Here is a 7,849-nt window from a genome sequence, read left to right as displayed (position 1 = left end):
TTATCTTGTTAAAAGTCTGTTTGTGTTACATGACTTTTGACTAAAATACAGCTAACAACGCAGGATAACGGACGAGCCGTTCCCTGCTAACCATTATCAGTAATTAAATAGTATGACATTATGAAAATATATGAAATTGGACAAGACTTTGATAATTATAAGTTCTTCGTATTCAAGGAAAATGATGAATTGAATAAAGGTATATGGGATTTTAGAGGTCAATCACTCATTAGTGGATGGAAAGGTCTTAACTTAGAATTATTTAGAGATAAAAGAAAAAAGAAAGACAAGCGAAGTGAAGACTTTGATGCTTCTTGTTTTTTTTCAGGTCATCTGATAGTAAATAAAAGAACCTCTTTATTGCTCTCTGAAAAGCTGAAAGACCAGATAGAAGTTTTACCAGTCAATGTGGTTGGAAACACTTCAGAATATTATTTTATAAATGTACTAAATACAATAAAATCCTTAAATACAGAGTCTAAAAGCAATGAAGAAATCTTGATGATGGTGAGAGAAAATAACTGTGTCTTTAATAAAAAAAATATCGGACCATATATCATATTTCGAGATAGTATATTTGATGATGGTTATTATTGTACAGATGAATTTATAGATTTTGTGAAACAAAATTCAATTACTGGATTAAAATTTACCTGTGCAGGTATTGCTGAATAAATCACTGATAACAAGCCAAGTTAGCTGCTAAACGCAGCTTCTTGTCAAAACATTAATAGTACACCAAATTATGAACGAACAAGTACAAGAACATTTTAGCTGTGCTGATTGGCTCCTAATACCTGCATCCGTTAGAAAAGATGTTGCAGACATATTGGGACTAACCCTTTTGTCTGAAAATGAGCAGTGGGATAACAACTCGATACTTTGTACTACTTATGAAAATGCAGACAATTATCTTAATGACCTTTTACCGAGAGTGGATAAGATATTGATTTCGTCAGTCATTAACGGATATTATATCGTTGAAGGGAAATGTTTGCGATATATTTACGAAACATTGGGTAAAAGGCTTTCGGCTAAATGTGGTGTCTATTACTTCTCGATAGATTTATGGGAATATCGTTACGCTTATGGCTATTATGAGAGAAGCCAAGAAAAGCGTTTCTATAGTGCCGAATTAGATGCTACCGGAAATCTACAAGAAGAAGACAGAGGACGTGTATTAAGTTGTGAAAATGACGCAGAATGCCATATACCAAAGGTAAGGATTGAGGACGAGCAAGTTCCTAACTCTTGGTTTCTTCCTTTAGGTATAATGTTCAACTTAGGGATAACGGATGCAGAGATACAGCAAGCTCTTAGTAAACTATGTAGTATTTATATGCTGAATAGCACAGATGCTAAAATGATAAAGAATATAATAACAGAAAAATTTAGCTTATAACAAGGTCGAGTTAACAGCTAAACGCTGTTCCTCACCGAACCATTAGAAATAATCATTAAATAGAAAAAGATAATATGAGAACTGAAAAATTATTTGGGATACTGACGTTATTCCTTTGCGTCTTTTGCATCAGCAGTTGCAGTGATGATAATGAAGAACTTAATCCGTTCCCGGATGGAACATCGTCTTTACGTATGATGAATGAAAATAACGGAAAAGTAACTTTGGGAAATTCTGATGTGTATATCACAAACGAGGGAAATTTCAAAAGCGTCGGTTTCCCGATTTTCGATATGGGAAAGAAACAAGGTATAAGCGATATTGGTTTGCCGGATTTCATCAATATGGCTCCAGAAGTTGCCGTACTTCCAAAACATGGTTATGTATTCTGTTCCCCTTATGATGTACAGACTTTTGATTCAAGGAAGAAAGCCATTCGTGAAAATGCAGATGTCTATCGGGTGTTTGTCGATTCGTGGATTGAGGACAAAAACGGGGATAAAATCGGTGCGAATGTATATTTCCTGTTAGGCAAACCGATTCAGGATGAAAATAATCAAATGCCGGCATGGAAAAGCTGTATAGGTACTTTAGGATGGGATTTTTATAATGACAGGGCGAAAGAATTTTCGTTGTCGTTTTCATCCAATGATATTGAAATACTGTTTTTTGGCAGCAATACTTCAGATGTCATATCGTATTCAATAGAAGGCAATACTCTTTGTTTCTACTGGATAGGAGAGAAATACTATGACGCAATGAATCATGAATTGCTTATACGCCATAAAAATGTATATACAGAGGTTTATATAAAAACGGCGGAATAACTTAATCGGTGTATTAAGATGCCTTCGACGACGAGTATTACGCCCTGATGAAAGGCGACCGGCGGCTCTACACGCTCATAGGCACATATATCAAACAGCACCCGCAGGAGTTTCTGACACACAAACCATGACAGCGCCATGAAGCCATACAATCCAATCATAACGGCATTCGCCACCCTGACGGTCCTGCTGACCGCCGGGTGCTCGTCGGTGCGCCACGCTTCGGCGCAGACCGACAACCGCCTTTATCTGACCGAAACGAACAACTCCGAGACCATTGACGCATACCGGGAGATACACCGCAGACTGCGCCCGCTGGAGCGTCCGCAGGTGCGCTACTCCATCGAGGAGGCTCTGGTGGAGGGGGATTCCTGTCTGGTGATACTCCGCATCACCGTCCCCGACAAGTCCATCGGCAAGCGCGAGCGTTACCATGCCGACATCGGGCTATCCACCGCCGAGGGGGTGCTGACGTTCCCCGAACTCACATTCGACAACGACAGCGGACTGCCCGACGATGACGGCGGCGACAGCGACGGCACACAGCCCGACGAGGAAAGCGTAAGCACCTCGTTGGAGATAGAAGCGCACGGCGGTCGCCCCGCCTACGCCTATATGTGTTTCCGCTTCCTGCACCATCCGAGCATGGACGGCAACGGCGCACTCATATCCGTCTATCCCCGTCTTGAAACACGGCGGTATATCTATGTGTACCACCCGGAGGAGATGCCCGTGAGGTGGCTGCAAAACACATGTCTGTGGCGGCAACGCCAAAACCTGCCGCAGTTCATCCTGCTCGACAGCCTTCCCGACCCGGACGACAGCCCCGACCCGTTCGGGCCGCAATTTTAATTTAATCTCGTGTTGCGGTTTTCAGCAAGATTTGGAACTAAGCATGTGATAAAACGACGGATATTTGCGAAAAAACGATGGAAACAACGACACTCACATCATTGTTGCGGCAGACAGCGGCGGAAAACCCCGAAAAAGCCGCCATAATGGACACAATAGCCGACACGGTTGAAACGCTCGTGCGCCGGAGGTACTCCGTGCGTCGCATGGTCAGCGAACTTGAACCCCTCGCCCAAGACCGGGAGGTGATGCGCTTGGTGGTGGAAGCATTCAAGAGCCATGTCCCGCAGCCCGCACTGACGCTGCGCGACTACCGCCCCTGCATGGTGCTGATAGCGTGCTCGCCGGAAAACTTCGCTTTCCGCTACCTGTGCAACGACCTCGTGGCGGTCTATGAACGGAAGTACATGACAGCCGAGCTGATGTTTTTCTGCGACCTGCTGTGCCGCATGAGAGGGCGGTTTTACCTGAACTGCGTCATCAACCGTGTGTGCGACTATTTCTTCCGCGCCCGCCGCGACACCTTGCGCCACCAACCCACGCCGCTGAAAGAATCCGAGATGCAGTATGCCGAAAGCCGCATGAAGGAGCTGGAGAAGGCTGTATTCCGCCTGAAGGTGAAGATGTACAAGTGGCGCACGTTCACCGCCGAGGAGCTTGCCGACATGTGCGGCATGAGCCATTCCCATTTCCGTAGCCTTTTCGAGAAATACTACGGCTGCCCTCCCGCCGACTGGCTACGCCGTGAACGGATGGAGCGCATCCGCACGGACATGTCGTACCGCCCGGAGCTGACCGTGGGCGAGATAGCCGAGCGCAACGACTTCCCGTCGGCAAGCAACTTCTCCGACTTCTGCCGACGGCAGTTCGACAGAAGCCCGCAGGAATTGAAGGCGGAAGGCGAGGAGGAATGGCGCGAGAGGCGTCTGGAATGGTGGAACGGCGACCGCCGTTGAACTTTTCAGCAGGATTTGGAACAGCCGTCCCACCGGGATGCGCTAAATTGCGCCGCAAAAAATGCGGCTTATGAGAAAAAGAATTATGCGCCTCCGTCCGGGACTGCGGGTGAAACTCCTGTCGGGCTACCTGACGGCGTTGCTGCTTATGGCTGCCATCGGCTATGTGTGGCTTGACGAGCGCCGGGACTACCGGGCGCGGGAGGATGAGTATGCCCGCATCAACCGCAGCCGCGAGGAAGCCCTCGGCCTCTATGCCCGGCTGGTGTCGCTGTCGCTGCTCGGCGAGACAGCCACGGAGTGGGAACCGGAGGACGCGGAGGAATACCGGCGGCAGCGCATGGACATAGAACGGTCGCTTGACGGCTTGGGCAATATCGTGTCCCGGTCGGAAACGGACAGCGTGCGTGGGCTGTTGGAATGCAAGGAAGAGCGTTTGCTCTCCATCATGCGGCTGTCGGGAGAGCGTGACAAGGTGGCCGTGCGGATAACCCGCCATGTCCCTGAGCCTGCGAAGGGAGCGGCGGAACCACTCAAAAAGAAAAAACGCGGAGGCTTTCTGGGATTGTTCGGCAAGAAAGAGAAACAGCAATCTCCGCCGGAACATGCACAGGAGCGTGATCCCCGCCACGGCATGATAGCAGTCCATCAGGAACAGAACCACCGCCTGTCGGAACTTTCCGACAGCCTCGCCTCTGACAACCGCCGACTGAACCGCAGGTTGCAAGGGATTGTCGCACGGATTGAGCGCAAGGTGCAGGATGACATCAAGGCCGCCGACACACGTATGGCGGCTTCGCGGGAGCGTTCGCTGTTACAGACCGGATGCCTCACGGGGGTGCTTGTCCTGCTGCTCGTTCTTTCCTACACGGTCATACGCCGTGATGCCGCCCGCATCGGGAAGTACAGGCACAAGACGCTGGAACTTATCGGGAAACTGAAAAGGACAGTCCGGCAGAACGAGGAGTTGATAGCGTCCCGCCAGAAAGCCATGCACACCGTCACCCATGAGCTGCGCACACCGCTGACGGCAATCACGGGCTATGCCGGGCTGATGGCGAAAGAGGACGACGCGGACAAGGCTGCGGCGTACCTGCGCAACATACGGCAGTCCGCCGGGCGTATGCGCGACATGCTCGACACCCTGCTGGGCTTCTTCCGTCTGGACAACGGAAAGGAACAACCGAATTTTGCCCCGTGCAGAATTTCGGCAATCACGCACATTCTTGAAACGGAGTTTACGCCAATCGCCATGAACAAGGGGCTGGCTCTTGCCATAACCAATCAAACGGATGCAGTCGTCTTGACCGATAAGGAACGTATCCTGCAAATCGGAAACAACCTGCTGTCAAACGCAATCAAGTTCACGGATAACGGCAGCGTATCCTTGACAATGGATTATGATAACGGTATGCTGAAACTTATTGTCGAAGATACGGGAACGGGCATGACCGAAAGTGAACAACAACGGGTATTCGGCGCATTTGAACGTCTGTCAAACGCTGCCACAAAAGACGGCTTCGGATTAGGATTGTCTATCGTGCAGCGTATCGCAGCGATGCTCGGAGGCACAATCCGGCTGGAGAGCGAAAAAGGCAAAGGCAGCCGTTTCACGGTGGAAATACCTATGCAGACAGCTGATGAACGGACAGAACAATTCCGCCATGGATATGTCCGCCATAATGAGGCATATCATGAGGTGATTGCCATTGACAATGACGAGGTTCTGCTACTTATGCTGAAAGAAATGTATGCACAGGAAAGAATACACTGCGACACCTGCACCGATGCTGCGGAGCTGATGGAAATGATACGCCGGAAAGAATACAGCCTGTTGCTTACGGATTTGAATATGCCGGAGATAAACGGCTTCGAGTTGCTGGAATTGTTACGCTCCTCCAATGTGGGTAACTCGAAGAATATCCCGGTAGTCGTGACAACCGCTTCGGGCAGTTGCAGCAAGGAGGAACTTATGAAACGTGGATTCGCCGATTGCCTGCCAAAACCGTTCTCCATATCGGAGCTGATGGAGGTTTCAGACAAATGCGCCCTGAATGTGGCGCAAAACGAAAATCCGGATTTCACCTCCCTGTTGTCCTACGGTAATGAATCCGTCATGCTGGATAAACTGATAGCGGAAACAGAAAAAGAGATGCGGTCGGTCAGGGATGCGGAGCTGCGGGAAGACCTGCAAACGCTGGATGCCATGACACACCACCTGCGCAGCTCGTGGGAGATACTCCGTGCAGACCGGCCGTTACGGGAAATTTACAGGCTGCTTCACGGAGAAAGCACGCCCGACGGCGAGGCAATCCGCAGTGCCGTGAATGCCGTGCTTGACATGGGTGCGGAGATTACCCGATTGGCAAAAGAGGAAAGGAGAAAATACGATAATGAACGATAAGACAAAAATCATCGTGGTGGAGGACAACATCGTGTACTGCGAGTTTGTCTGCAACCTGCTGGTAAGGGAAGGTTTCCGTCCCGTGCAGGCGTTCCACCTCTCGACAGCAAAGAAACTGCTGCAACAGGCGACAGAAGAAGACATCATAGTTTCCGACCTGCGTCTGCCTGATGGCAACGGCATCGACCTGTTGCGCTGGATGCGCAAGGAAGGTTTGATGCAGCCGTTCATCATCATGACTGACTACGCCGAGGTGCATACGGCAGTCGAGAGCATGAAACTCGGTTCATTAGACTACATCCCCAAACAGCTTGTAGAAGACAAACTCGTCCCTCTGCTCCGCACCATATTGAAAGAACGGAGTATCGGGATAAGCCGTATGCCTATATTCTCGCGTGACGGCTCGGCATTCCGAGCCATCATGAAGCGGATAAGGCTGGTAGCCCCCACCGACATGAGCGTGCTGATATTCGGAGAGAACGGGACTGGTAAGGAGCATATCGCACACCAACTGCATGACAAAAGCAAACGGGCAGGAAAACCGTTCGTTGCGGTGGACTGCGGTTCACTCACCAAAGAACTTGCGCCGTCGGCATTCTTCGGACACGTCAAAGGAGCGTTTACGGGTGCGGACAATAGCAAGAAAGGTTATTTCCATGAGGCGGAAGGCGGTACGCTGTTCTTAGACGAAGTAGGTAACCTCGCACCGGAAACCCAGCAGATGTTGCTCCGGGCTATACAGGAACGGAGATACCGCCCGATAGGTGATAAAACGGACAAGAGTTTCAATGTCCGCATCATCGCCGCCACCAACGAAGATTTGGAGGTGGCTGTGAACGAAAAGCGATTCCGGCAAGACCTGTTATATCGTCTGCATGACTTCGAGATAACCGTCCCGCCGTTGCGCGACTGTCAGGAGGACATCATGCCGCTGGCTGAGTTTTTCCGCGAGATTGCGAACAAAGAACTGGAATGTGACGTTATCGGATTTGACGGAGAAGCACGTAAGACATTGCTGACCCATGTTTGGCCGGGCAATGTCCGTGAGCTTCGACAGAAAATCATGGGTGCGGTATTGCAGGCGCAGACCGGACTTGTCACGAAAGAGCATCTGGAACTTGCCGTGACAAAACCGACCTCTCCCGTCAGCTTTGCCCTGCGTAACGATGCGGAAGACAAGGAACGGATTTTGCGTGCGTTGAAGCAGGCGAACGGGAACCGTAAGGTTGCCGCCGAACTGCTCGGAATAGGACGTACAACGCTGTACAGCAAGCTGGAAGAGTATGGGTTGAAATACAAATTCAGGCAATCATAACCGGTAATTCACTGAATTTAGCTATCTTTGCATGAACATTTGAAGGTAAACGGCGATTGGGGAGCCTTTCGCCGCCGATATATAACATAAGAC

Annotated in this window: 7 protein-coding genes; all 7 read left to right on the top strand. The window is 49.6% G+C overall.

All coding sequences use genetic code 11. The features are described 5' to 3' along the window. Positions 1 to 120: 120 nt before the first annotated feature. The 7 genes from HPS55_RS13700 (at position 121) to HPS55_RS13670 (ending at position 7,756) form a co-directional block, all read left to right on the top strand. Positions 121 to 675: an imm11 family protein gene (locus HPS55_RS13700; RefSeq protein WP_172325072.1), complete on the top strand. Its 555-nt coding sequence runs from the start codon at positions 121 to 123 to the stop codon at positions 673 to 675. 70 nt (positions 676 to 745) lie between these two features. After that, positions 746 to 1,402 (top strand): hypothetical protein, encoded by a 657-nt coding sequence (locus HPS55_RS13695; protein WP_172325070.1) that lies wholly within the window; start codon positions 746 to 748, stop codon positions 1,400 to 1,402. Positions 1,403 to 1,476: 74 nt separating this feature from the next. Further along, positions 1,477 to 2,229: a DUF5036 family protein gene (locus HPS55_RS13690; protein WP_172325068.1), complete on the top strand. Its 753-nt coding sequence runs from the start codon at positions 1,477 to 1,479 to the stop codon at positions 2,227 to 2,229. 138 nt (positions 2,230 to 2,367) lie between these two features. Next, a complete protein-coding gene (locus HPS55_RS13685) occupies positions 2,368 to 3,081 on the top strand; it encodes a hypothetical protein (RefSeq protein ID WP_172325066.1) in 714 nt (237 codons plus the stop codon). Between the two features lie 77 nt (positions 3,082 to 3,158). Beyond that, on the top strand, positions 3,159 to 4,037 hold the full coding sequence (locus HPS55_RS13680; protein ID WP_172325064.1) for a helix-turn-helix transcriptional regulator: 879 nt from the start codon (positions 3,159 to 3,161) through the stop codon (positions 4,035 to 4,037). A 70-nt stretch (positions 4,038 to 4,107) separates the two neighbouring features. After that, positions 4,108 to 6,441 carry a hybrid sensor histidine kinase/response regulator gene (locus HPS55_RS13675; protein ID WP_253947661.1) on the top strand — a complete coding sequence of 778 codons (2,334 nt, stop codon included), beginning with the start codon at positions 4,108 to 4,110 and terminating at the stop codon, positions 6,439 to 6,441. Next, positions 6,431 to 7,756, top strand: coding sequence for a sigma-54-dependent transcriptional regulator (locus HPS55_RS13670; protein ID WP_172325062.1), 1,326 nt, complete (start codon positions 6,431 to 6,433; stop codon positions 7,754 to 7,756). Before HPS55_RS13675 ends, HPS55_RS13670 begins: the two co-directional genes overlap by 11 nt. Positions 7,757 to 7,849: the final 93 nt, after the last annotated feature.

The organism is Xylanibacter rodentium, assembly GCF_013166575.1.
Taxonomy (GTDB): domain Bacteria; phylum Bacteroidota; class Bacteroidia; order Bacteroidales; family Bacteroidaceae; genus Prevotella; species Prevotella rodentium.
Note: the sequence above shows the minus strand (reverse complement) of the source record. Positions and strands in the feature narration are given on the sequence as shown.